Source organism: Streptomyces sp. NPDC059534 (genome assembly GCF_042743475.1).
In the GTDB taxonomy this organism is placed as follows: Bacteria; Actinomycetota; Actinomycetes; order Streptomycetales; family Streptomycetaceae; genus Streptomyces.
Genome location: NZ_JBHWAQ010000025.1, coordinates 93,032 through 115,272, shown reverse-complemented (window position 1 = coordinate 115,272; position 22,241 = coordinate 93,032). Strand labels below are relative to the sequence as shown.

Annotated in this window: 21 protein-coding genes; 11 read left to right on the top strand and 10 right to left on the bottom strand. The window is 72.5% G+C overall.

The genetic code is table 11. The features are described 5' to 3' along the window. The first annotated feature begins 105 nt into the window (after positions 1 to 105). Both ACFVZH_RS27420 and ACFVZH_RS27415 read left to right on the top strand, forming a co-directional pair. A complete protein-coding gene (locus tag ACFVZH_RS27420; protein WP_384901246.1) occupies positions 106 to 852 on the top strand; it encodes a GNAT family N-acetyltransferase in 747 nt (248 codons plus the stop codon). 220 nt (positions 853 to 1,072) lie between these two features. Continuing rightward, positions 1,073 to 1,543 carry a carboxymuconolactone decarboxylase family protein gene (locus ACFVZH_RS27415; RefSeq protein WP_384901245.1) on the top strand — a complete coding sequence of 157 codons (471 nt, stop codon included), beginning with the start codon at positions 1,073 to 1,075 and terminating at the stop codon, positions 1,541 to 1,543. Here ACFVZH_RS27415 and ACFVZH_RS27410 read toward each other — a convergent pair. Then, positions 1,540 to 2,010, bottom strand: a complete 471-nt coding sequence (locus ACFVZH_RS27410; protein ID WP_384901243.1) for a GNAT family N-acetyltransferase — start codon at positions 2,008 to 2,010, stop codon at positions 1,540 to 1,542. The two genes, ACFVZH_RS27415 and ACFVZH_RS27410, sit on opposite strands and share 4 nt — an antisense overlap. A gap of 23 nt (positions 2,011 to 2,033) precedes the next feature. Between ACFVZH_RS27410 and ACFVZH_RS27405 the strand changes: the two genes are divergently transcribed. Continuing rightward, the gene (locus ACFVZH_RS27405) at positions 2,034 to 2,492 is read left to right on the top strand and encodes a carboxymuconolactone decarboxylase family protein (RefSeq protein WP_384901241.1); all 459 of its coding nucleotides are present in this window, start codon (positions 2,034 to 2,036) and stop codon (positions 2,490 to 2,492) included. Positions 2,493 to 2,540: 48 nt separating this feature from the next. Further along, the gene (locus ACFVZH_RS27400; RefSeq protein ID WP_384901239.1) at positions 2,541 to 2,756 is read left to right on the top strand and encodes a hypothetical protein; all 216 of its coding nucleotides are present in this window, start codon (positions 2,541 to 2,543) and stop codon (positions 2,754 to 2,756) included. A 108-nt stretch (positions 2,757 to 2,864) separates the two neighbouring features. Here ACFVZH_RS27400 and ACFVZH_RS27395 read toward each other — a convergent pair whose 3' ends face one another. The 6 genes from ACFVZH_RS27395 to ACFVZH_RS27370 all read right to left on the bottom strand — a co-directional run bounded on the left by ACFVZH_RS27395 (position 2,865) and on the right by ACFVZH_RS27370 (position 10,916). Then, a complete protein-coding gene (locus tag ACFVZH_RS27395; RefSeq protein ID WP_384901237.1) occupies positions 2,865 to 4,430 on the bottom strand; it encodes an APC family permease in 1,566 nt (521 codons plus the stop codon). A 237-nt stretch (positions 4,431 to 4,667) separates the two neighbouring features. Next, a complete protein-coding gene (locus ACFVZH_RS27390) occupies positions 4,668 to 6,125 on the bottom strand; it encodes an aldehyde dehydrogenase family protein (protein WP_384901235.1) in 1,458 nt (485 codons plus the stop codon). After that, a complete protein-coding gene (locus ACFVZH_RS27385; RefSeq protein WP_384901233.1) occupies positions 6,122 to 7,963 on the bottom strand; it encodes an amidohydrolase family protein in 1,842 nt (613 codons plus the stop codon). Before ACFVZH_RS27385 ends, ACFVZH_RS27390 begins: the two co-directional genes overlap by 4 nt. 20 nt (positions 7,964 to 7,983) lie before the next feature. After that, positions 7,984 to 9,108, bottom strand: a complete 1,125-nt coding sequence (locus ACFVZH_RS27380; protein WP_384901232.1) for an LLM class flavin-dependent oxidoreductase — start codon at positions 9,106 to 9,108, stop codon at positions 7,984 to 7,986. A 111-nt stretch (positions 9,109 to 9,219) separates the two neighbouring features. Continuing rightward, on the bottom strand, positions 9,220 to 9,981 hold the full coding sequence (locus ACFVZH_RS27375; RefSeq protein WP_384901230.1) for an SDR family NAD(P)-dependent oxidoreductase: 762 nt from the start codon (positions 9,979 to 9,981) through the stop codon (positions 9,220 to 9,222). Positions 9,982 to 9,995: 14 nt separating this feature from the next. Beyond that, a complete protein-coding gene (locus ACFVZH_RS27370) occupies positions 9,996 to 10,916 on the bottom strand; it encodes an LLM class F420-dependent oxidoreductase (RefSeq protein WP_384901228.1) in 921 nt (306 codons plus the stop codon). A 289-nt stretch (positions 10,917 to 11,205) separates the two neighbouring features. Between ACFVZH_RS27370 and ACFVZH_RS27365 the strand changes: the two genes are divergently transcribed. Further along, a complete protein-coding gene (locus ACFVZH_RS27365) occupies positions 11,206 to 11,745 on the top strand; it encodes an RICIN domain-containing protein (RefSeq protein WP_384901226.1) in 540 nt (179 codons plus the stop codon). 67 nt (positions 11,746 to 11,812) lie between these two features. Here the strand turns inward: ACFVZH_RS27365 and ACFVZH_RS27360 are convergent, their stop codons facing one another. Beyond that, complete coding sequence (locus ACFVZH_RS27360) at positions 11,813 to 13,030, bottom strand: amidohydrolase family protein (protein ID WP_384901224.1); 1,218 nt, start codon at positions 13,028 to 13,030, stop codon at positions 11,813 to 11,815. 155 nt (positions 13,031 to 13,185) lie between these two features. Here ACFVZH_RS27360 and ACFVZH_RS27355 point away from each other — a divergent pair, with 155 nt between their 5' ends. Together ACFVZH_RS27355 and ACFVZH_RS27350 are read left to right on the top strand one after the other, a co-directional pair. After that, positions 13,186 to 16,257, top strand: coding sequence for a BTAD domain-containing putative transcriptional regulator (locus ACFVZH_RS27355; RefSeq protein WP_384901222.1), 3,072 nt, complete (start codon positions 13,186 to 13,188; stop codon positions 16,255 to 16,257). A gap of 222 nt (positions 16,258 to 16,479) precedes the next feature. Next, positions 16,480 to 16,683, top strand: coding sequence for a hypothetical protein (locus ACFVZH_RS27350; RefSeq protein WP_384901220.1), 204 nt, complete (start codon positions 16,480 to 16,482; stop codon positions 16,681 to 16,683). Between the two features lie 223 nt (positions 16,684 to 16,906). Here the strand turns inward: ACFVZH_RS27350 and ACFVZH_RS27345 are convergent, their stop codons facing one another. Beyond that, positions 16,907 to 18,463 carry a FadD3 family acyl-CoA ligase gene (locus ACFVZH_RS27345; RefSeq protein ID WP_384901218.1) on the bottom strand — a complete coding sequence of 519 codons (1,557 nt, stop codon included), beginning with the start codon at positions 18,461 to 18,463 and terminating at the stop codon, positions 16,907 to 16,909. A 103-nt stretch (positions 18,464 to 18,566) separates the two neighbouring features. On the opposite strand from ACFVZH_RS27345, the gene ACFVZH_RS27340 reads away from it, so the two are divergent. Genes ACFVZH_RS27340 through ACFVZH_RS27330 form a run of 3 tightly spaced genes read left to right on the top strand, consistent with a single transcriptional unit; the run spans position 18,567 to position 20,920 of the window. Continuing rightward, on the top strand, positions 18,567 to 19,709 hold the full coding sequence (locus ACFVZH_RS27340; protein WP_384901309.1) for a lipid-transfer protein: 1,143 nt from the start codon (positions 18,567 to 18,569) through the stop codon (positions 19,707 to 19,709). Between the two features lie 6 nt (positions 19,710 to 19,715). Beyond that, positions 19,716 to 20,147: a Zn-ribbon domain-containing OB-fold protein gene (locus tag ACFVZH_RS27335; RefSeq protein ID WP_384901217.1), complete on the top strand. Its 432-nt coding sequence runs from the start codon at positions 19,716 to 19,718 to the stop codon at positions 20,145 to 20,147. Continuing rightward, complete coding sequence (locus ACFVZH_RS27330) at positions 20,144 to 20,920, top strand: enoyl-CoA hydratase/isomerase family protein (RefSeq protein WP_384901215.1); 777 nt, start codon at positions 20,144 to 20,146, stop codon at positions 20,918 to 20,920. The genes ACFVZH_RS27335 and ACFVZH_RS27330 overlap by 4 nt, the downstream gene beginning before the upstream one ends. Here ACFVZH_RS27330 and ACFVZH_RS27325 read toward each other — a convergent pair. Further along, the gene (locus tag ACFVZH_RS27325; protein ID WP_384901213.1) at positions 20,886 to 21,482 is read right to left on the bottom strand and encodes a hypothetical protein; all 597 of its coding nucleotides are present in this window, start codon (positions 21,480 to 21,482) and stop codon (positions 20,886 to 20,888) included. The two genes, ACFVZH_RS27330 and ACFVZH_RS27325, sit on opposite strands and share 35 nt — an antisense overlap. 122 nt (positions 21,483 to 21,604) lie before the next feature. On the opposite strand from ACFVZH_RS27325, the gene ACFVZH_RS27320 reads away from it, so the two are divergent. Then, the gene (locus tag ACFVZH_RS27320) at positions 21,605 to 22,207 is read left to right on the top strand and encodes a hypothetical protein (RefSeq protein ID WP_384901210.1); all 603 of its coding nucleotides are present in this window, start codon (positions 21,605 to 21,607) and stop codon (positions 22,205 to 22,207) included. The last annotated feature ends 34 nt before the right edge of the window (positions 22,208 to 22,241 follow it).

Sequence of the window (22,241 nt, the reverse complement as noted above, 5' to 3'; positions counted from 1 at the left end):
TTCCCCTTGCCTGCCCAGGGTGACGGGATCATGCCATCGGTTGGTTCCACCCGCGCGGCCCGAAATCCGCCTGCGCCCGCCCGCCCCACCGCCTAGCGTGGCCGGGTGCTGAAGCGAATCGAGACGTACTACGACGCCGTTCCCCGTTCCTCCGCCCGCGCCGAGGACTTCGGGCCGCTGACCCTGTTCGTCCGGGAGGGCGAGGGCTGGCCCTATTACGCGCGCCCGGCGCTCGGGTACGGCGGCGAGGTGGCCGTCGAGGCGGTGGAGGCGGTACGGGCGCGGCAGCGGGAGCTGGGGGTGCCCGAGGCGTTCGAGTGGGTGGCGGAGACGACGCCGGGGCTGCGGGCGGCCGTGGAGGCGAGCGGGCTCACCGTGCACGAGCACCCGCTGATGGTCCTGGAAGGCGACGGGCTCGCCGTGCCGGAGCCGGAGGGCGTCACCGTGCGCATGGTGGGCGCGGACGACCCCGCCCTGGAGACGGCCGTCGCCGCCCCGTTCGCGGCCTTCGGCATGGACCCGCAGCCGGGCACCGCGGACCGGGTCGCCGAGCGGATCACGGCCGGGCTCACCCGGCTCGCCGCGGCCCTCGACGGTGCGGGCGCCCTCTCGGCGGGCCAGCACCAGCCCGTCGGGGTGGTCTCGGAGGTCGTGGGCGTCGGCACGGTCCCGGCGGCCCGGCGGCGGGGCCTCGGCCTCGCGGTGACGGCCGCGCTGGCCGCGGACGCCCGGGCCAGGGGCGTGGAGCTGGTGTTCCTGTCGGCCACCGACGCGGACGTGGCCCGGCTCTACGGCCGGCTGGGCTTCCGTACGGTCGCGACCGCTCTGATCGCGGAGGCGGAGGAGGCGTAGACGGCCGGGCGCCGACGGGGACGGGGACGGGGACGGAGACGGAGACGGAGACGGAGGCGGGGACGGAGGCGGAGGAGGGGCCGAGGCGGAGACGTATCCGCAGGTCAGGGCGGGTCGAAAAACTTCTTGGAAAGAAGTTCGCCGAAGCTGTCACATCCTCCTCGTGCGCTCCGTCAGTGCAGTGAAAGCGAAGAACGAGAGACGCTGAGGAGCGATCACCATGGCCCTGCACGAGCCCAAGGCCCGTATGACGAACCCCGCCTACGTCCTTCCCGACGCCGCCCCGGCGATCATGAACCTGGTGAAGGCCGCTCGTCAGGGCGGGGTCGAGGAGTCGACGCTCGAGCTCGTGCACCTGCGGGCCAGCCAGATCAACAACTGCGGCTTCTGCGTCGACTTCGGCGTCAAGAGCGCCAAGAAGGCCGGGGTGAGCGACGAGAAGCTGTTCGCCGTCGCCGCCTGGCGCGAGGCGCCGTTCTTCTCCGACGAGGAGCGTGCGGCCCTGGCGCTCGCCGAGGCCGCCACGCGGCTCGCGGACGCCACGGACGCGGTGCCGGACGACGTCTGGGACGCGGCCGCCGACCACTACGACGAGAAGCAGCTCGCCTCGATCGTGCTGATGGTCGGCATCACCAACCTCTTCAACCGGCTCAACGTGACCGTCCGGCAGCCGGCCGGCGTGGCCGTCTAGCCGCCCGTGCCGGGCCGCGGCCGCCGCACCATCAGCACGTCCACCGGGTCCTCGGACCGGAGGGTGAACCCCTCCCGCTCGTAGAGACGGCGGGCGGCGCTGCCCTGCAGGACCACGAGGCTGACGGGCTCCCCTTCCCCGTCAGCGCGGGCGAGCAGGTCACGCAGCACCGCCGTCCCGAGGCCCCGCCCCTGGACCCCGGGGGCCAGGTAGAAGTGCTCCAGGTGCAGCCCCTCGCCGCTCTCGTCCGGGCGCACGGTGACGCATCCGGCGAAGGCTCCGTCCACCTCGACGACCGAGGTGTGGTCGGGCGAGAAGCCGTCCCGGAACCGCTGCCGCACCCGCTGTTCGTCGTAGCGGCCGAGCCGCTCCAGATCCTCCCGCATCACCTCCGCCCGCAGTTCGGCGATGGCCTCCACGTCAGCCGTCCGGACCGGGCGGAGCGACCAGTTCGTTTCCGCATACATGCATGCATCCTAAGGAGCTCTCCATGACCGCTCGCATCCCGAACCCCGCCATCGTCCTGTCCGACGTCGGCCCCGCGATCTTCCAGCTGATCAAGGCCGTCCAGTCGGGCAGCGACGTCCCCGCCAGCACCCTGGACCTGATCCACCTCCGGGCCAGCCAGATCAACAACTGCGGGTTCTGCGTGGTCGGCGGGGCGCAGAAGGCGCAGAAGGACGGCGAGACCGACGACCGGCTGCACGCCGTGGCGGCCTGGCGGGAGACCCCGTACTTCACCGACGCGGAGCGGGCGGCGCTCGCTCTCGCCGAGCACGCGACGCGACTGGCGGACCGCCCGGACGCGGTGCCGGACGCGGTGTGGGACGAGGCCGCGCGCCACTACAACGAGCAGCAGCTCGCCCAGATCGTGGCGTGGCTCGGGGTCACGAACCTCTTCAACCGGCTCAACGCGACGACCAGGCAGCCGGCCGGCCAGTCCTGGTAGTCACCGCGCGGCAGTAACCGGATCCGGGGCGTCCGCGTTGGTGCGGTCATGAAGAGGATCCTCACCGCAGCCGCCCTGACCTGTCTCGCCGCGGCGGGCGCCGTCTCCGCCGCCGGAAGCGCCACCGCCGACACCGGCGGGATGAACCTGCCCTCGGTCGTCCCGCTCAGCGGCGTCCTGACCCCCAAGGCGAAGCCGGCCGGCACGCCCGACCTGCCGCCCGCCAACGCGGCGGTGGAGCGGCTGCTGCCCGGACACCACTGAGCGGCGCGCACGGCGCGGCGAAAGGACGAAGAGGCGGGACCCCCCACGGGCCCGCCTCTTCGCGTTCTCGGGTGACTCGGGTGCGTACGCCCGTCGGCCGTCGGCCCGTCAGTCGGCGACGACCAGCGAGGGGGTCTCCTTCGTCAGGATCTCGCCGCGGAAGAACGCCGGGCTCCTCCGCTGCATGACCAGCATGATCACCACGCCGAGGAGCAGCAGGCCGACGCCGATCACGAAGACCGAGCCGACGCCGAGGACGGCGGAGCCGGAGCCGTAGGCCGGGTCCCACATGTCGTAGAGCGTCTTGCCGAAGACGGCGGTCAGCATGAGGCCGCCGAGCGCCGGCAGCAGGCCCTTGAAGGCGAAGTCGCGGGCCGAGCGGAAGAGCTCGCCGCGGAAGTACCAGACGCAGGCGAAGGCCGTCAGGGCGTAGTAGAAGCAGATCATCAGGCCGAGCGCGTAGATGGTGTCGACCAGGACGTGCTCGCTGACCAGGGTCATCACCGTGTAGAAGACGCCGGTGGCGACGCCCGCGACGATCGTGGCCTTGCCGGGGGTCTTGAAGACCGGGTGGACCTTGGTGAAGGACTTCGGCAGCGCCTCGTACGTGGACATCGCGAGCACCGTGCGGGCGACCGGGATGAAGGTCGTCTGGAGGCTAGCGGCCGCCGAGGCGAGGACGGCGACGAAGAGCAGGATGCCCAGGGTGGGGCCCATGACGGGGCCGGCGAGGGCGGCGAAGACGTTGTCGGAGGTCTCCGGGTTGGCGAGGCCGAGGCCCTGGTCGCCGGAGCCGACGACCATCTGGGCGGCGATGCCGGTGGCGAGGTACGAGCCGACCAGGACGACCATGGCGATGAGCGCGGCCCGGCCGGGGGTCTTGGCGCTGCCGGTGGTCTCCTCGTTCGACGCCATGCAGGCGTCCCAGCCCCAGTACATGAAGATCGAGAGCGAGAGCCCGGCGGTGAAGGCCGCGAAGGACTGCACCGCGAAGGGGTTCATCCAGGACCAGGAGAAGTCGACCGAGGTCTCGAAGGAGCCGGCCTTCGACAGCGCCATCGCGATGAAGAGGGCGAGGACGACGAGCTGGAGGCCGACGAGGGTGTACTGGAGGCCCTTGGTGGCGGTCATGCCGCGGTAGCTGATCGCGGTGGCGACGGCGATGAGCGTGAGGCAGGTGAGGATGTGGACGGCCTTGTCGTCGTCCAGGGCGGCGATGGAGTCGCTGCCGGTGATCTCGCCCGCGAGGAGCCAGAAGTAGGAGGTCGCGACGCCGGCCAGGTTGGAGAGCACGATGATCGTCGCGATGACGAGGCCCCAGCCGCACATCCAGCCGATCTTCGGCCCGAATGCCTTCACGGTCCAGGTGAACGAGGTGCCGCAGTCGGGCATGACCTTGTTGAGCTCCCGGTACGCGAAGGCGACGAGGAGCATCGGAAGGAAGCCGGCCAGGAAGATGGCGGGCATCTGCAGACCGACCTCGCCCGCGGTGGAGCCGAGCGTGGAGGTCAGGCAGTAGACGGGAGCGACGGTGGAGATGCCGATGACGGCACTGCCGAGGAGGCCGACGGAGTTTCCGCCGAGGCCCTTGGTGCGCACACCAGGGGCGCCGCTCGGGGCATCCGCGCCCCTTGCCGTGTCTCCGGCCTGGGGCCGGGCTTCCACCTGAGTCATGAACAGGACGTTAAATGCTGCGGTTTCCACATCCGGAAGATCAGAGTCCGCTCACTTGATCGATCATTGCCTTGCATTGCGAGGCCGAACCGGATGAAAGCCAATGATTGAAAGATCGACGACCGGGACGGACCGACCAACCGGTAGGTCCGCCGCCGGGTGTCCGATATGCGGGAACCGCAGCACTGTCCTGAATGTCCGATTCCAAATTTTCCCGAGGATTTTTCGGGAGGGGTCTCACCCCGGCCAGACGACCGCCTGGAGCTCGCTGTACGCGTGCAGCGCGTACGAGCCCACGTCCCGCCCCACACCGCTCTTCTTGAAGCCGCCGAACGGCGCCTCCATGTTCCGCCCGATGGTGTTCACGCCCACTCCGCCGGCCCGCAGCCGGGCCGCGACGCGGAAGGCGCGGGCGACGTCCCCCGACCACACGTAGTCGATCAGTCCGTAGTCGCTGTCGTTGGCCAGCGCGATGCCCTCCTCCTCGTCGTCGAAGGGGACGACCACCACGACGGGGCCGAAGATCTCCTCCCGCACCACCCGCATCTCGTTGGTGCAGTCCGCGAGGAGCGTCGGGGCCACGTAGAAGCCCCGGGCGAAGTCCGGACGCTCGCCACCCACGACGACCCGGGCCCCTTCCTTCCGCCCCAGCTCGACGTACGACTCCACCCGGTCGCGGTGGGCCGCCGAGATCACCGGGCCGACGACCGTGCCCCGCTCCGCCGGGTCCCCCACCTTCATGAAGGCCAGGTAGCCGGTCAGCTTCTCGATCAGCAGGTCGTGGACCCCGCGCTGCACGAGCACCCGGGTGGGGGCCGTGCAGATCTGTCCGCTGTAGAAGGCGAACGTCGTCCCGATGCCCGTCACCGCCGAGTCCAGGTCCGCGTCGTCGAAGACGAGCGCGGCCCCCTTCCCGCCCAACTCCATCAGCTGCCGCTTGAGCGAGCGGCCGCAGACCTCGCCGATCGCCTGCCCGACGGCCGTGGAGCCGGTGAACGAGACCATGTCGACGTCCGGGGAGTCCACGGCCGCCTCGCCGACCGCCTGCGCGGAGCCCGTGACGACGTTCACCACGCCCGCCGGGACCCCGGCCTCCGCCAGCGCCCGGGTCATCGCGTACACGGAGAGCGGGTCCTGCGGGGCCGGCTTCACCAGGACCGTGTTGCCCATGGCGAGCGCCGGGGCGATCTTGCCGGCCGGGTTGGCCCAGGGGTTGTTGTACGAGGTGATGCAGGTGACCACGCCGACCGGGCGGCGGACCGCCACCGCGCCGAACACCCCGGCCTTCCCCATCGGCCCGGCCTCGTTGATCTGCGGGGGCAGTGCCTGCTCGACCGGTTCGAGCGCGCCCCGCGCGTACCGCCGGAAGCGGGAGGCGCCGACCGCGACCTGCATGCCGCGGGCGGTGCCGGTGGTGGCGCCGGTCTCGGCGCGGGCGAGGAGCGTGTTCGCCTCGGCGTCGCGGGCCATGAGGTCCGCGGCCCGGTCGAGGATCGCGGCCCGCTCCTCGGGCCTGGTGCGCGACCAGCCGGCGAAGGCGTCGCGGGCCGCGGCGGCGGCCTCGTGCACCTGGGCGCGGGACGCCTCGGGGGCGAGGCCGACGACCTCCTCGGTGGCCGGGTCGATCACCTCGTAGTGGCCGCCGTCGGGCTCGACCCACTCGCCGCCGATGAAGAGCTTCTCCGTGCGTGTCATCGTGTGGCCACCGTCCTCGTGTCACGGCCGGAGCGCAGCACCTTCCCGGGGATCGCGCCGGTCACCTCGTCGTCCCGTACCGTCTCCACGCCGTTGACCCGGACCGACACGATCCCGATCGCGCGCGAGTCGAGCCGCGGGCTGTCCCCCGGCAGGTCGTGCACGAGGGTCGCCGGGCCCGCGTCGATCCGCTCCGGGTCGAAGAGGACGAGGTCGGCGTGGAAGCCCTCCTCCACCCGGCCGCGCTCGCGCAGGCCGAAGAGGCGGGCCGGGTCGTCGCTGAGCATCTTCACGGCGCGCTCCAGCGGCACCAGCTTCCGGCCGCGCAGGCAGTCGCCGAGGAAGCGGGTGGTGTAGGGGGCGCCGCACATCCGGTCCAGGTGCGCGCCGGCGTCCGAGCCGCCGAGCAGGACGTCCTCGTGGTCCCAGGTCTCCCGGCGCAGCGCCCAGGAGTCCGGGTCGTTGTCGCTGGGCATCGGCCACAGGACGGTCCTGAGGTCGTCGTTGGCGCAGATCTCGACGAGGCACTGGAAGGGGTCCTGGCCGCGTTCGGCGGCGATGTCCTTCACGACCCGGCCGGTGAGGCCCTGGTTCTCGCGACTGTAGGTGTCGCCGATGACGTACCGGCCGAAGTGGGCGAGCCGCCGGAAGACCCCGGCCTCCCTGGAGTCGGCGCGCAGCAGCATCGCGGCCCGTACCTCGGGGTCGCGGAGCTTCGCGATCCGCTCGGGGACGGGGAGGGCGAGGACCTCGCCCCAGCCGGGGATGAGGTTGAGCGCGCAGAAGGTGCCGAGGGACATGTTCATGGGGGTGAGGATCGGCATGGTGAGGGCGACGATCCGGCCGCCGGACTTGCGGGCCCGTTCGGAGGCGGTGAGCTGGCGCGGGACGCGTTCGGGGACGGCGGCGTCGATGGTGAGGACGTTCCAGTTGAGGGGCCGGCCGGCGGCGGCGGTCATCTCGACGAAGAGGTCGATCTCGGCGTCGGAGAACTGGTCGAGGCAGCCCGCGAGGATGGCCTCCAGCTGGGTGCCCTCGTGTTCGCCGACGGCCGTGGCGAGGGCGACGAGCTCGGCGGGTGTGGCGTGCCGTGAGGGGACGGGGGCGCCGTCGCCGTCGGAGTGGGTGGACGACTGGGTGGTGGACAGCCCCCAGGCCCCGGCCTCCATGGCCTCCTTGAGGAGGGCGACCATCCGGTCGAGCTGCTCGGGGGTGGGCCGGCCGCCGACGGCGTCGGCGCCCATCACGTACCGGCGCAGGGCGCAGTGGCCGACCATGAAGCCGGCGTTGACGGCGATCCGTCCGTCGAGGGCGTCGAGGTACTCGGCGAAGGACGACCAGCTCCAGTCGACGCCGTCCTCCAGGGCGGCCAGGGCCATGCCCTCGACCTTCGACATCATGCGGCGGGTGTAGTCGGCGTCCTCGGGCCGGTCCGGGTGGAGCGGGGCGAGGGTGAAGCCGCAGTTGCCGCCGGCGACGGTGGTGACGCCGTGGTTCATGGAGGGGGTGGCGTAGGGGTCCCAGAAGAGCTGGGCGTCGTAGTGGGTGTGGGGGTCGACGAAGCCGGGGGCGAGGACGAGGCCGGTGGCGTCCTCGCGGGTGCGGGCCTCCTCGCGGACGGTGCCGGGCTCGGCGACGACGGCGATGCGTCCGTCGCGTATCCCGACGTCGGCGGTGAAGGCGGGGGCGCCGGTGCCGTCCACGACGGTGGCGCCCGTGATCAGGTGGTCGAGCATGACGGTCCCTCTCTGCTTCTGCTCCTGGACGTGGCCCTGCCCCGGCCGCGGGCCGCCGCGGTCGGGGCGTTGCGGGCGGCGGTCCGGGAAGACGCCGCCCACGTGTGGGCCGGCTCCGTCGGCTACTGGCCCGCGGCCTGGCGGAAGCGGGTCGTGCGGTGGACGGGGTCCGTGTCGATCTTGGGGATGACGTGCTCGCCGATCAGCCTGATCGAGTTCATCGTGTCCTCGTACGAGATCCCGATCGGGAGTCCGAAGGAGAGCTGGTCGGCTCCGGCCTGCTCCCAGCGCTTGCACTGGGCGAGGACCTCCGAGGGGTCGCCGCAGATCATCAGCTCCTCCTGGATGAGGAGTTCGATGATCTCGGCCGAGTACTCGGGGAGGAGCTCGGGCCACTCGGGGACGCCCTCCGGCCGGGGGAAGGTGTCGTGGTAGCGGAAGAGCAGCGACTGGAGGTAGTTGAGGCCGCCGCCGACGGCGATCTCGACGGCCTTGTCGTGGGTCTCGGCGCAGATCGCCGTGGAGGTGACCATGACGTTGTCGTTGACGAAGTCGCCGATGGCCTTCGCCTCCTTGATGGCCGTCTTGTACGACTCGACGACCCACTCCATGTCGGAGACCTTCTGCACGCTGAAGCCGAGGACGCCGAGGCCCTTCTTCCCGGCCATGGCGTACGAGGAGGGGGACCCGGCCGCGTACCACATGGCGGGGTGGGACTTCCCGTACGGCTTGGGGAGCACCTTGCGGGGCGGCAGCGACCAGTGCTTGCCCTGGAAGCCGACGTACTCGTCCTGGAGCCACATCTTGGGGAACTCGGCGATCGTCTCCTCCCACAGCTCCTTGGTGTGGTTCATGTCGGTGATGCCCGGCATGAACCCGAGGATCTCGTGGGAGCCCGCGCCGCGTCCGGAGCCGAACTCGAAGCGTCCGGCGGAGAGGTGGTCGAGCATGGCGACCTTCTCGGCGACCTTCACCGGGTGGTTGACCGGGGCGAGCGGGTTGAAGATGCCGGAGCCGAGGTGGATGCGCTCGGTGGCGTGGGCGAGGTAGCCGAGGTAGACGTCGTTGGCCGAGAGGTGCGAGTACTCCTCCAGGAAGTGGTGCTCGGAGGCCCAGGCGTACTTGAACCCGGACTTGTCCGACTGGATGACGTACTCGGTCTCCTCCATGAGTGCCTTGTGCTCGGCTTCGGGATCGGTCTCGGCGCGCTTGCCGACGTATCCCTGCACGAAGATCCCGAATTCCAAGGGGGTTCACCGTCCTCATCGTTTCTGACGATCCGTCAGATCTTTGATGTGCCCGACTGTCGCACCACGGGGTGGGTGCGTCAATACCTGACGACTCGTCAGGTTCGCTTCTCAGAACAGACTCACGCCGGCGAGCCAGCCGCCGTCGATCACGAACGGCTGCCCGGTGATGTACGCCGACTCCTCCCCGGTCAGGAAGAGCGCCAGGGCCGCCACCTCCTCCGGGCGCCCGATCCGCCCGAGCGGCACGAGTTTGCGGTACAGCTCCGCCGTGGCCGCCGGGTCCACGCCCTCCGGATTGCTCATCGCCGTGTCGATCGCCCCCGGGCAGACCGCGTTCACCCGGATGTTCCGCGCCGCCAGCTCCAGCGCCGCGACCCGGGTGAGCCCGAGGACGGCGTGCTTGGAGGCCGCGTACGCGCCGACCCCGGCCATGCCGGTGAGCCCCGTGTACGAGGCGGTGTTGACGATGGTCCCGCCCCCGGCCGCCGCGATCTCCGGGGCGACCGTGCGGATGCCGAGGAAGCAGCCGGTCTGGTTCACCGACACGATCGCCTGGAACTCCTCCAGCGGGGTGGAGAGCAGCTCGTTGAAGCGGAGGATGCCGGCGTTGTTCACCAGCCCGTCGATCTTCCCGAACCGCTCCGTGGCGACGGCCACCGCCGCCTCCCACTCCTCCTGGCGGGTCACGTCCAGGTGGACGAAGGCCGCCCGCTCCTCCCCCAGCTCCTTGGCCAGCGCCTCGCCGGCGTCGTCGAGGACGTCCCCGAGGACCACCTTCGCCCCCTCGGCGGCGAAGAGCCGCGCCTCCTGCTCGCCCTGCCCGCGCGCCGCGCCGGTGACGAGGACGACCCGCCCGTCCAGCTTGCCCATGCCTGCCACGCTCCTCAGTTCAGGTGGGGTGCGACCTCCGTGCCGAAGGCCGCCATCTGGTCGATGAGTTCGGTGCGGCTCCGGGACCGGAACCGCACCTGGATCTGGTGCACGCCCATCTCCCCGTACGCCCGCAGGGAGGCCGCGATCTCCTCCGCCGGGCCGCTCAGGGTGCGGCGGCCGACGGACCAGCCGGGCGTGCCGACGTACAGCGGCTCGGCGATCGCGCCGACGGTGATCGGCGCGCCGATCCCGGCCTCGGCGCGCAGCCGCAGCAGCTTCTGGATCTGTACGGCGAGCTGCGCGCGCGGGTCGCCCTGCGGGAGCCAGCCGTCGCCCTTGAGCGCGGCGCGGCGCACGGCGGCCGGGGAGGAGCCGCCGACCCAGAGCGGGACGCGCTCCTGCGCGGGCCGGGGCAGCTGGCCCAGCTCCTTGAACGCGAACCGCTCCCCCAGGTGCTCGGGGTACTCCTCCGGCCCGAGCGCCGCCCGCAGCGCGTCGACGGTCTCGTCGAGCACGGCGCCCCGGCGCGCGAAGTCCACCCCCAGCACCTCGAACTCCTCCTGGACGTGCCCCGCCCCGACCCCGAGCACCAGCCGCCCGCCCGAGAGGTGGTCGAGCGTCGCGTACGCCTTGGCCGTGACGAGCGGATGGCGCAGCCCGACGACGGCGACGTGCGAGAGGAGCCGGATCCGCTCGGTGGCGGCGGCCAGGAAGGAGAGCGTGGCGACCGGGTCGTACCAGACGGTGCTCATCGCCCCGGCGAGGCGCCGGGGGATGGCGACGTGGTCGCAGCTCGCGAGGTAGTCGAAGCCGTGCGATTCGGCGGCGCGGGCGATCGTGAGGAGATCGGCGGGCCCGGCGGTGGCCTCCCAGGGCTCGGCGTAGATCGCGCTCTGCGACTGGATCGGCAGCTGCATCCCGTAGACCACCATGAGGAACCCCCTTGAGTTCTGGCCCGTGCGACCCGGATTTGACGATCCGTCATTTGAGTGAGCGGGGCCCATGCTCGTACCTGACGGTCCATCAGGCAAGGCTCGCGCGTCGCGGGCTGCCGGATGCCCCGCCCGTCCCGGCCGTCCCGGGACAGGCTCGCGGCCGTCCCGGGACGCGGATCCCCCCTTTTCCGCGCGGCGCGGCGGAGACCCGGCTCTACGCTCACGGCCGGACACCGGCGCCGCACCCGGCCGCGGTGCCGATCGGACAGCACTCACAGGGGAACCCATGCACACGAGCAGGAAGATCACCGCGCTGCGCGCACTCGGGACGGTCGTCGCGGCCCTCGGCCTGGTGGCCGGCGTCCAGGCGTCGCCCGCCGGCGCACAGGACCTGGGCGGCCTCGCCTACAAGAACCTCAACAGCCAGCGGTACCTGGAGGTCGGCGGCTGGTCCACCGCCAACGGCGCCCTCGTGAACCAGTGGGACTACCACGGCGGCTCGAACCAGGGCTGGGCCTCCACCGGCAGCTGGGTGAACGGCCGCTGGTGGGGCACCGAGAGGAACGCCAACAGCGGCAAGTGCCTGGAGGTCGCCGACTGGAGCACGGCCAACGGCGCGACCGTCCGCCAGTGGGACTGCCACGGAGGCGCCAACCAGATGTGGGACGAGCACTTCATCAACGACGATGTCTTCTACCTGATCAACAAGCACAGCGGTAAGTGCCTGGAGATCAGCGGCTGGAGCACGGCCAACGGCGCCCGGGCGCAGCAGTGGGACTGCACCGGGGGCACCAACCAGATGTGGACGGTCCGGGCCAGGGGCTGACGTGCGACCGGCGGATCAGGAACGGAGGACCTGATCCGCCGGGACGGGACACGGGCCGTGCCACCGGTCACGGCCGCCAGAGACCGTCCTCCGTCAGACCGAGCAGTTCGATCGCGTTGCCGCGCACGATCCGCTCGACGACGTCCGCCGGCAGATGGCCCATCTGCGCCTCGCCCACCTCCCGGGACTTCGGCCAGGTCGAGTCCGAGTGCGGGTAGTCCGTCTCGTACAGGACGTTCGCCGCCCCGATCGCGTCGAGGTTGCGCAGCCCGAAGGCGTCGTCGAAGAAGCAGCCGAAGACGTGGCCGGCGAACAGCTCGGACGGCGGGCGCAGCACCTTGTCGGCGACGCCGCCCCAGCCGCGGTTCTCCTCCCAGACGACGTCGGCGCGCTCCAGGATGTACGGGATCCAGCCGATCTGGCCCTCCGCGTACATGATCCGGAGGTTCGGGAAGCGCTCGAACTTGCCGCTCATCAGCCAGTCGACCATCGAGAAGCAGCAGTTGGCGAAGGTGATGGTGGAGCCGACCGCGGGCGGGGCGTCGGCGGAGGTGGACGGCATCCGGCTGGAGGAGCCGATGTGCATGGCGATGACCGTGCCGGTCTCGTCGCAGGCACGGAAGAACGGGTCCCAGTGGTCCGTGTGGACCGAGGGAAGCCCGAGGTGCGGCGGGATCTCCGAGAAGGCGACGGCCCGGACCCCGCGCGCGGCGTTGCGGCGGACCTCGGCGGCGGCCAGCTCGGGGTCCCAAAGCGGGATGAGGGTGAGCGGGATCAGCCGGCCGTGCGCCTCGGGCCCGCACCACTCCTCGACCATCCAGTCGTTGTAGGCGCGGACGCAGAGCAGCCCGAGTTCCCGGTCGGACGCCTCGGTGAAGGTCTGCCCGCAGAAGCGGGGGAAGGTGGGGAAGCAGAGCGCGGACTGGACGTGGTTGACGTCCATGTCGGCGAGCCGGTCGGGCACGGAGTGGGAGCCGGGCCGCATCTGCTCGTACGTGATGACTTCGAGCCGTATCTCGTCGCGGTCGTAGCCGACGGCGGTGTCGAGCCGGGTGAGGGGCCGGTGCAGGTTCTCGTACACCCACCAGTCGCCGATGGGCCCGTCGTCGCCCTTGGCCCCCATGACCGGGGCGAACTTGCCGCCGAGGAAGGTCATTTCCTTCAGCGGGGCGCGGACGATCCGGGGGCCGGTGTCGTGGTACCGGGACGGGAGGCGGTCCCGCCAGACGTGCGGGGGCTCCACGGTGTGGTCGTCCACCGAGATGATCTTCGGGAAGGTCTCCATGGCCTTCACGGTAGCGTTGATCTGACGGCCCGTCAGCTATCGGGGCGCCCTCGGCTTCCCCGGCGGCCGGACTGCGGCCGACCCGATGCTGACGGACTCCCTCCGGACAAGGCAGACTGTCCTGGGCGAAACCAGCGGTACGGGCAGGGGGAGCGATGGACCGTGAGAACGGGCCGCGAGTTCCGGTGCAGCGGGCTCCGAAGACGGGCCCGGACGCCACGGACGCGGCCACCGCGGACGCGGAAGCGTCCCCGGGTACGACCACACCTGCCGCCGGGACGACGGCGGCCACCACCACGACAGCCCCGCACGCGGCCCCCGCGGCCGCGCCCGGACCACTCCGCTTCGGCGTGCTCGGGCCCGTACGGGCATGGCGGGACGGCAAGCCCGTACCCACCGGATCACCCCAGCAGCGCGCCCTGCTCGCGGCCCTCCTCCTGCGCGGCGGCCGGACCGCCACCGCCCACGAACTCATCGACGCGCTCTGGGGAGAGGAACCCCCCTCGCAGGCGCTCGCGGCGGTCCGCACCTACGCCTCGCGCCTCCGCAAGGCGCTGGACCCCGACGTCCTGGTCAGCGAGTCCGGCGGATACGCCCTGCGCACCCCCGCCGGCGCGCTCGACGTCACCACCGCCCAGGAGCTCGCCGCCGAGGCCGAGAAGCTCCGGGCCGGCGGCGACCGGACCGGCGCCCGGGCCCGGCTGGCCGAGGCGCTGGACCTGTGGGACGGCGAGGTGCTGGCCTCCGTGCCGGGCCCGTACGCCGAGACGCAGCGCACCCGCCTGGAGGAATGGCGGCTCACCCTCCTCGAAACCCGCCTCGACATCGACCTGGAGGTCGGCGCCCACGCCGAGGCCGTCGCCGAACTGACCGCGCTCACCGCCGCGCACCCGCTGCGCGAACGGCTCCGCGAGCTGCTCATGCTCGCCCTCTACCGCAGCGGCCGGCAGGCCGAGGCGCTCGCCGTGTACGCGGACACGCGCCGGCTCCTCGCCGACGAACTCGGCGTCGACCCCACCCCCGAACTCTCCCGGCTCCAGCAGCGCATCCTCCAGGCCGACGCCGAACTCGCCCGCCCCGTCGAGGAGGCCGCCCCGGCCGCCGCACCCGTCGCCCGCCCCGCCCAACTGCCCGCGACCGTGCCCGACTTCACCGGCCGCGCCGCCTTCGTACGAGAGCTCGGCGGCCGGCTCGCCACGGCGGAGGGCCACGTCATGGCGGTCTCGGCCCTCGCCGGCATCGGCGGCGTCGGCAAGACCACGCTCGCCGTGCACGTCGCCCACGAGGCCCGGCCGCACTTCCCGGACGGCCAGCTCTACGTGGACCTCCAGGGCGCCGGCAACCGCGCCGCCGCCCCCGAGACGGTCCTCGGCTCCTTCCTCCGCGCCCTCGGCACACCGGACTCGGCCATCCCCGACTCCCTCGACGACCGGGCCGCGCTCTACCGCTCCACCCTCGACGGGCGCCGCGTCCTGGTCCTCCTGGACAACGCCCGCGACGCCGCCCAGATCCGCCCGCTGCTCCCCGGCACGGCGGGCTGCGCCGCCCTGGTCACCAGCCGGATCCGGATGGTCGACCTGGCGGGCGCCCACCTGGTGGACCTCGACGTGATGTCCCCCGAGGAGGCACTCCAGCTCTTCACCAGGATCGTCGGCGAGGAGCGGGTCCACTCCGAGCGGGAGGCCGCCCTCGACGTCGTCGCCGCCTGCGGCTTCCTCCCCCTCGCGATCCGCATCGCCGCGTCCCGACTGGCGGCCCGCCGCACCTGGACGGTATCCGTCCTCGCCGCCAAGCTCGCCGACGAGCGCCGCCGCCTGGACGAACTCCAGGCGGGCGACCTCGCCGTCAAGGCCACCTTCGAGCTCGGCTACGGCCAGCTCGAACCGGCCCAGGCCCGCGCCTTCCGCCTCCTCGGCCTCGCCGACGGGCCCGACATCTCCCTCGCCGCCGCGGCCGCCGTCCTCGACCTCCCCCTCTGGGACACCGAGGACCTCCTGGAGGCCCTCGTCGACACCTCCCTCGTCGAATCCGCCGCCCCGGGCCGCTACCGCTACCACGACCTGGTCCGCCTCTACGCGCGTGCGTGCGCCGACCGCGACGAACAGCCCCCCTCGGAGAAGGAGGCCGCGCTCTCCCGCCTCCTCGACTTCTACCTCTCGACGGCCGCCCGCGTGTACGCCATCGAGCGCCCCGGCGACCGGCTCGTCGACCACCTCGAACCCACCGCGCACCAGGGCCTCGCCCTCACCGACCGCCACGCCGCCGAGGACTGGCTCTATGCCGAGGCCAACTGCCTCCTGGCCGCCGTCCGCCAGTCCGCGTCCACCCCGGCCACCCTGCGCCGCGGGGTCGACCTGCTGTGGGCCTCCCTCGACCTGGCGGAGTCGGGCGCCAACTCACGGGAGTACGAGGCGGTGGCCACGGCGCTGCGGGAGGCCGCGGCCGGCGCCGGGGACGTCCGCGCGGAGGGCCGCGCGGCGCTGACCCTGGCCTACGTCCACCACCACCAGGGCCGCTTCGACCAGGCCGAGCGGGAGGCGGAGGACGTCGTCCGCATGGCCCGGTCCGTCGACGACCCGCTGCCCACCTGCTGGGCCTCGAACGCCCGCGGTGCCATCGCGCTCTACCAGACGCGCTACGAGGACGGCGACCGGCATCTCACCCTGGCCATAGCGGAGTTCCGCAGGGCCGGGGACCGCGCCGGCGAGGCCGCGGCCCTCTGCAACCTGTCCCGCATCCGGCTGGCGACGGGCCGGCAGGAGGACGCCGCCCGCATGGCCCAGCAGGGCGTCGACATGTACGACGAGATGGGCCACGCCCTGCGAGGCGCGAACGGGCGCTACGCGCTGGGCCTCGCGCTCACCCAGAGCGGGCAGCTCGCGGCGGCGGGCGAGCGGCTGCGCGAGGCGCTCGCCGTCTTCATGGACTGCCGCCAGAGGCTGTGGGAGGGCATGAGCCTCTTCCGTATCGCCGAGGTCGACATCGCGGCCCGGCGCTACGGGGCCGCGGCGGCGTGCGCGGAGAAGGCGCTGACCGTGCTCCGGGGCATCGGCGGCGACTGGCGCAGGGGCCAGGTCCTCACGGTGCTCGGCCGGGCCCTCGCGGGAATCGGCCAGTCGGGCCGCGCCCAGGTCTGCTGGCAGGAGGCGCTGGACATCTACGAGGAGCTGTCGGTGCCGGAGGCGTCCGAGGTCAGGGCGCTGCTGGCCGCCCGGGCGGCGGCCTGAACCCGGGCCCGTCCGGAGGGCGTTCATCATTCGTTTATCGCCTCCCGGCAGACTTCTCCTCATCGATCCGTCGCGTCGGGGGGCAGGCGGGTCGCCGGTGAGGTCCACACCCAGGGGCATTAGGGTGAGCGGCCCAGCGGAGCCCGCCCGACCGTCCACGGGGGAACAGCCGGGCGGGCTCCACCCACCAGCACGCGACACCACGATCAGGAGGGGATCGCCATGGGCGACATCAACGCCACGGACCCGATCAACACGCCGCAGGACCTGCACGCCACGGGCAGCGGAAGCGAGCAGATCGTCAGCAAGGACCTGCACGCCACGTCCGAGCCCGCGAACGCGATCGCGGACAAGGTCCTCGCCCGGGAGAAGCCGCCGGTCGCCACGACCGACGACCTGCACGCCACGTCCGAGCCGGCCAACTGAGCCATTCCCGACGGGGAGAGGTCGCGGCGGCGCCATCGGGGGAGCCGCCGGGGCCGACCGGGGAGGTCCGGCCGACGGGGGAGCACACGGGCTCGGGGGACGCCCGGCGGAACCAGGGGGGATCCGTCCGGGCAGGGCCCGTGCGCGACGCGGTCGGACCACCGCACGAGGAGGGGCCGGGCATCTGCCCGGCCCCTCCTCCCGTTCGCCCGGCGGGCGCCCGTCAGCGGGCCGTCCGGGCCCGCAGCTCCCCCTTCACCACCTTCCCGCCGGCGTTCCTCGGGAGTTCCGCGACGAACTCGACCTCCCTGGGGACCTTGTAGTTCGCCATCTCGCGCCGCGACCAGGCGATCAGGTCGTCCGCCGTCACCCGGGCCCCCGGCCGCCGGACGGCGAACGCCTTGCCGACCTCGCCGAGCCGCGGATCGGGGATCCCTATGACGGCGACGTCCGCGATGTCGGGGTGGAGGCCGAGGAGCTGCTCGATCTCGGCCGGGTAGGCGTTGAAGCCGCCGACGATGAACATGTCCTTGAGCCGGTCGGTGATGCGCAGGTTCCCGGCCTCGTCGAGGACGCCGACGTCGCCGGTGTGGAGCCAGCCGTCCGCGTCGATCGCGGCGGCCGTCGCCTCGTCGTCCTCGAAGTAGCCGCTCATCACGTGGTGGCCGCGGACGAGGACCTCCCCGCCCGGGGAGAGCCGGAGTTCGGTGTCGGGGATGGGGCGGCCGGAGGTGGTGGCGACGGTCCCGTCCGGGTCGTCGCGGCGGCACATGGTGACGATGCCGCTCGCCTCGGAGAGGCCGTACGCCGTGAGGACCGTGCCGACGCCGAGGTCGGCGCGGAGGCGTTCGACGAGCCGGAGCGGGACCACGGCGGCGCCGGTGACGACCAGCCGGAGCGAGGAGAGGTCGTGGGCCGGGCGGGCGGGGTGGTCGAGGAGGGACTGGTGCAGGGTGGGCGGGCCGGGCAGGACGGTGATCCGCTCGGCGGCGATGTTGGCGAGGACGGTGTCGACGGTGAAGACGGGCTGGGGGACGATCACCGCGCCGCGCATCAGGCAGGCGAGGATGCCCGCCTTGTAGCCGAAGGTGTGGAAGAAGGGGTTGACCACCAGATAGCGGTCGCCCTCCCGGAGGCCGGCGAGCTCGGACCAGACCGCGTAGCAGCGCAGGCTCTGGGCGTGGCTGATGACGGCGCCCTTGGGGCGGCCGGTGGTGCCCGACGTGTAGATGATGTCGGAGGGGGCCTCGGGGTCGACGGCGTCGGCGCGGGCGCGGACCCGGGCGGCCGGGACCCGGTCGCCCTCGGCGAGGAACGCCTTCCAGGTCGTCCACTCCGGCTCGTCGGGCGCGGTGTCGCCGAGGACGACGGCCTTCTCCAGGTGCGGGAGGTCGACGCCGGAGCGGCGCAGGGAGGCCACGTAGGAGGTGCCGAGGAAGGTGCCGGTGACGAAGAGCAGGCGGGCCCGGGAGCGCTGGAGGACGTAGGCCGCCTCGGTGCCCTTGAAGCGGGTGTTCAGGGGGACGAGGACGGCGCCGGCGGTGACGGCGCCGAGGGCCGCGACGATCCAGTCGAGGGTGTTGGGGGCCCAGATCGCGACCCGGTCGCCGGCCCTGATGCCGGTGGCGAGACAGGCCGCGGCGGCGCGTTCGACGCGCTCGCCGAGTTCGGCGTATCCGACGCGGACACGGCCGTCGACGACGGCCTCCCGAGCTCCGTACCGCTCGGCCGCCGCCCGTACGAGACCGGGGATCGTGCCCCACTCCAGGTCGCCGCGCATAGCACCCTCCCTTTAGCTGACTATCCGTCAGATTAGAGGTAGCCTGACGCGCTGTCAGTAGTACTGCCCCTGCCTGTCGTTGCTGTCGTACGCGGAGGTCGACGTGCTCAAGGACGCCACAGCGATCGTCGGAATCGGACAGACCGCCTTCGCCAAACACCTGCCCGAGACCGAGAAGACCCTCGCCTGCCGGGCGATCCTCGCCGCCCTCGACGACGCCGGGATCGCCCCTGACGAGGTCGACGCCTTCGCCTCCTACACGATGGAGGAGACCGACGAGGTCGAGGTCGCCAAGTCCATCGGCGCCGGCGACGTCACCTTCTTCTCCAAGATCGGCTACGGCGGAGGCGGCTCCTGCGCCACCGTCGGCCACCTCGCCGCGGCCGTCGCCACCGGACAGGCGAGCGTCGGCGTCGCCTGGCGGTCCAGGAAACGGGGCTCGGGCCCCCGCCCCTGGAAGAACACCGCCGTCCAGCTGCCCACCCCCGGCCAGTGGACCCGCCCCTACGGGCTGCTCCGCCCCGCCGACGAGATCGGCATGCTCGCCCGCCGCTACATGCACGAGTACGGCGCCACCCGCGACCACCTCTTCAACGTCGCCCTCGCCTGCCGCAACCGCGCCAACCAGAACCCCGCGGCGATCATGTACGACCGCCCGCTGACCCGCGAGATGTACATGACCGCCCGCTGGATCAGCGAACCCCTCTGCCTCTTCGACAACTGCCTGGAGACCGACGGGGCACTGGCCTGCGTCGTCGTCTCCGCCGAGCGGGCCCGCGACTGCCGGCAGAAGCCCGTGTACGTCCACTCCGCCGCCCAGGGCCTGCCCGCCCAGCACCACGGCATGGTCAACTACTGGAACGACGACCCGCTCTCCGGACCCGCCTGGACCGCCGCCCGGCACCTGTGGAAGCAGGCCGACTTCGGCCCCCAGGACGTCGACGTCGCCCAGATCTACGACGCCTTCACCCCGCTCGTACCGCTCTCCCTGGAGGGCTACGGCTTCTGCGGACGCGGCGAGGGAGCCGCCTTCACCGAGGGCGGGGCCCTGGAGATCGGCGGCCGGCTGCCCCTCAACACCGGCGGCGGCGGCCTCTCGGAGGCGTACGTCCACGGCTTCAACCTCATCACCGAGGGCGTGAAGCAGCTCCGCGGCACCTCCACCGCCCAGGTACCCGACGCCGCCACCTGCCTGGTCACGGCGGGCGAGGGCGTCCCCACATCGGCCATCCTGCTGAGGAGCTGACTCCAGATGCTGACACCGGTCACCGACGAGGACGGCGCTCCCTTCTGGGAGTACACCGCCCGGGGCGAGCTCCGCGTCCAGGGCTGCGCGGCCCCCGACTGCGGCGCGCTGCGCTTCCCGCCCCGCCCCTGCTGCCCGCACTGCCGCTCCTTCGACAGCGAGTGGCGGCTGATGTCCGGCAGGGGCCGGATCTGGTCGTACGTGCTGCCCCACCCGCCCCTGCTGCCCGAGTACGCCGCCCAGGCCCCGTACAACGCGGTGCTCGTCGAACTCGCCGACGCCCCGCACATCCGCCTCGTCGGCAACGTCGTGGCGGACCCGGACGCGCCCCTGAACTCGGTCGACCCCGCCCGGCTGCGCATCGGCGCCCCGGTACGGGTGGCCTTCACCGAGATCGACGGCGTCACCGTCCCGCGCTGGCTCCTGGAGCGCGGGTGAGCATCCGGGTCGAGCACGACAAGGAGTCCGGGGTCGCGGTCGTCACCCTCGACCGGGCCGCGAAGCACAACGCCCTCACGCTGGACATGGCCCGCGGACTCGGCTCCGTCTGGCGCGGATTCCGCTACGAGGACGACGTCCGCGCGATCGTCGTCACCGGCGCCGGCGGGCGGGCCTTCTGCACCGGGATCGACCGGGCGGACGCCGGGAACGTGCCGCAGCCCTCGTCGCCGTACACGATCGACGACCCGCTCCTCACGATCGGCCCCAAGGCGAACGACCTCTGGAAACCGGTGATCGCCGCCGTCGAGGGCATGGCCTGCGGCGGGGCCTTCTACCTCCTCGGCGAGGCCGAGTTCCTGATCGCCGGCGAGGGGGCCGAGTTCTTCGACCCGCACACCACCTACGGGATGGTCAGCGCCTTCGAGACCGTCCACATGGCGCAGCGGATGCCGTTCGGGGAGGTCGCCCGGATGGCCCTGATGGGCAGCGCGGAACGGATCTCGGCCCGGCGGGCGTACGAGACGGGCCTGGTCAGCGAGGTCACCGCGGCCGGTGGGGCGCTGGCCGCGGCCCGCCGGGCGGCCGCCGTCATCGCCTCCCATCCGACGGAGGCCGTACAGGGGACGGTCCGGGCGCTGTGGTCCACCAGGGAGGCGGCCCGCGCCCAGGCCCTCGCGCACGCCCCGCACCTGGTGACGCTCGGGAACCTGCCGGCGGACCGGCAGGCCGGCCTGTTCACGGCGCGGACGAAGGGCCACCGGACGCGGTAGGGGTCGCGGTGGCGTCCTGCTCGCGGACGTCGTACACCCAGCAGTTCCGGACCTTGTCGACGGCCTTCGGGGTCTTCATCGCGATCTCGAAGGTCTTCGTCTCCCCGCCGCCGACGGTGACGACGGTCTCGGCCGAGTCCACCGCCGAACCCGTGGCGCCCTTGAACTCCAGGGTGACCCGGTACGTCCCCGTGTACGCGCCCTTCGAGGTGATGCGCAGGGTCGCCGTGGTGTCGGCGGCACGGGCCGGCTTGCCCTTGCCCTTCCGCCGGCCCGGCTTCACGCAGTCGACGACCACGACCTCCGCCCCGGCTCGCGACGGCGACGGACTCGCCGTGGCCGTGGAGCCGCCCGAGCCGTCGTAGTCGTCGTTGCTCTTCTCGTCGCTGGAGCAGCCGCCGCCCGAGTCGTCGTCGGAGCCCGAGTGGCTCCGGCTCTTGCCGCTCTTGCTCTTCCCGCTGCCACCGCCGCTGCCGTGGCCGCCCTTCCCGGTGTGGAAGCCGGTCAGCGCGAGCACCACCACCGTCAGTGTCGCCGCGAGCTTCAGGCGTGTCCGTACCATCGCCGCCCCGTCTTTCTGTCGTGTCCGCGCCACCCTAGGGGATGCCCCGGTGCCGCGTGGCGGGCCCCCCGCACCGGGCGTAGCGTCGGGAACGAGAGCCGAACGGACGGGAGGCCGCATCGATGATCCGCAACGTCATCGGCTCGGTCCTGGCTCTCGCCGGAGCGACGGCCGCCGTCTGGAGCCCCTTCCGTGCCTGGTACGACGGCCGTCACGGACGCGACTACGCCATCGACGAGCTCTTCACCGGCATCACCGGCACGAAGTCCGACGTGCTCGGTTCGATCCTGCTGCCGTTCGCCTTCGCCGCCCTCCTCACGCTCGTCGGCGTGGTGTTCCGCTCCCGGCTCCTGGTCGCCCTCGCCGGACTCGTCGTCCTCGGCTTCACGGTCTTCTGGATGGTGCGGGTCGGGCAGGCCGAGGGCAGCCTCGTGATCGCCGGTGACGGCAGGGGACTCGGCGACGGCGTCGCGAACGCCTTCGGCGGCGGGATCCTGCTGCTCCTCGGCGCGCTCGTCATGTCGGGCCGCCGGGCCCCTCCGCACCGGGTGGACCAGGAGTACCGGCCCACCCACCCCACGCTCGACGGCCCGCCGCCCGTGGCCGGCGGCGACCCGGACGCGCCGAGCCGCCCTCCGCAGGCGTCGACCCCCTACGCGGAGACCCGCACCTTCGACGTGCCGACGCCGGACCCCGAACGCGAGAACCCGCCGCCGCGGGGCTAGACCCCACGGGCGACGGGTTCCCCCGGTCCGTTCC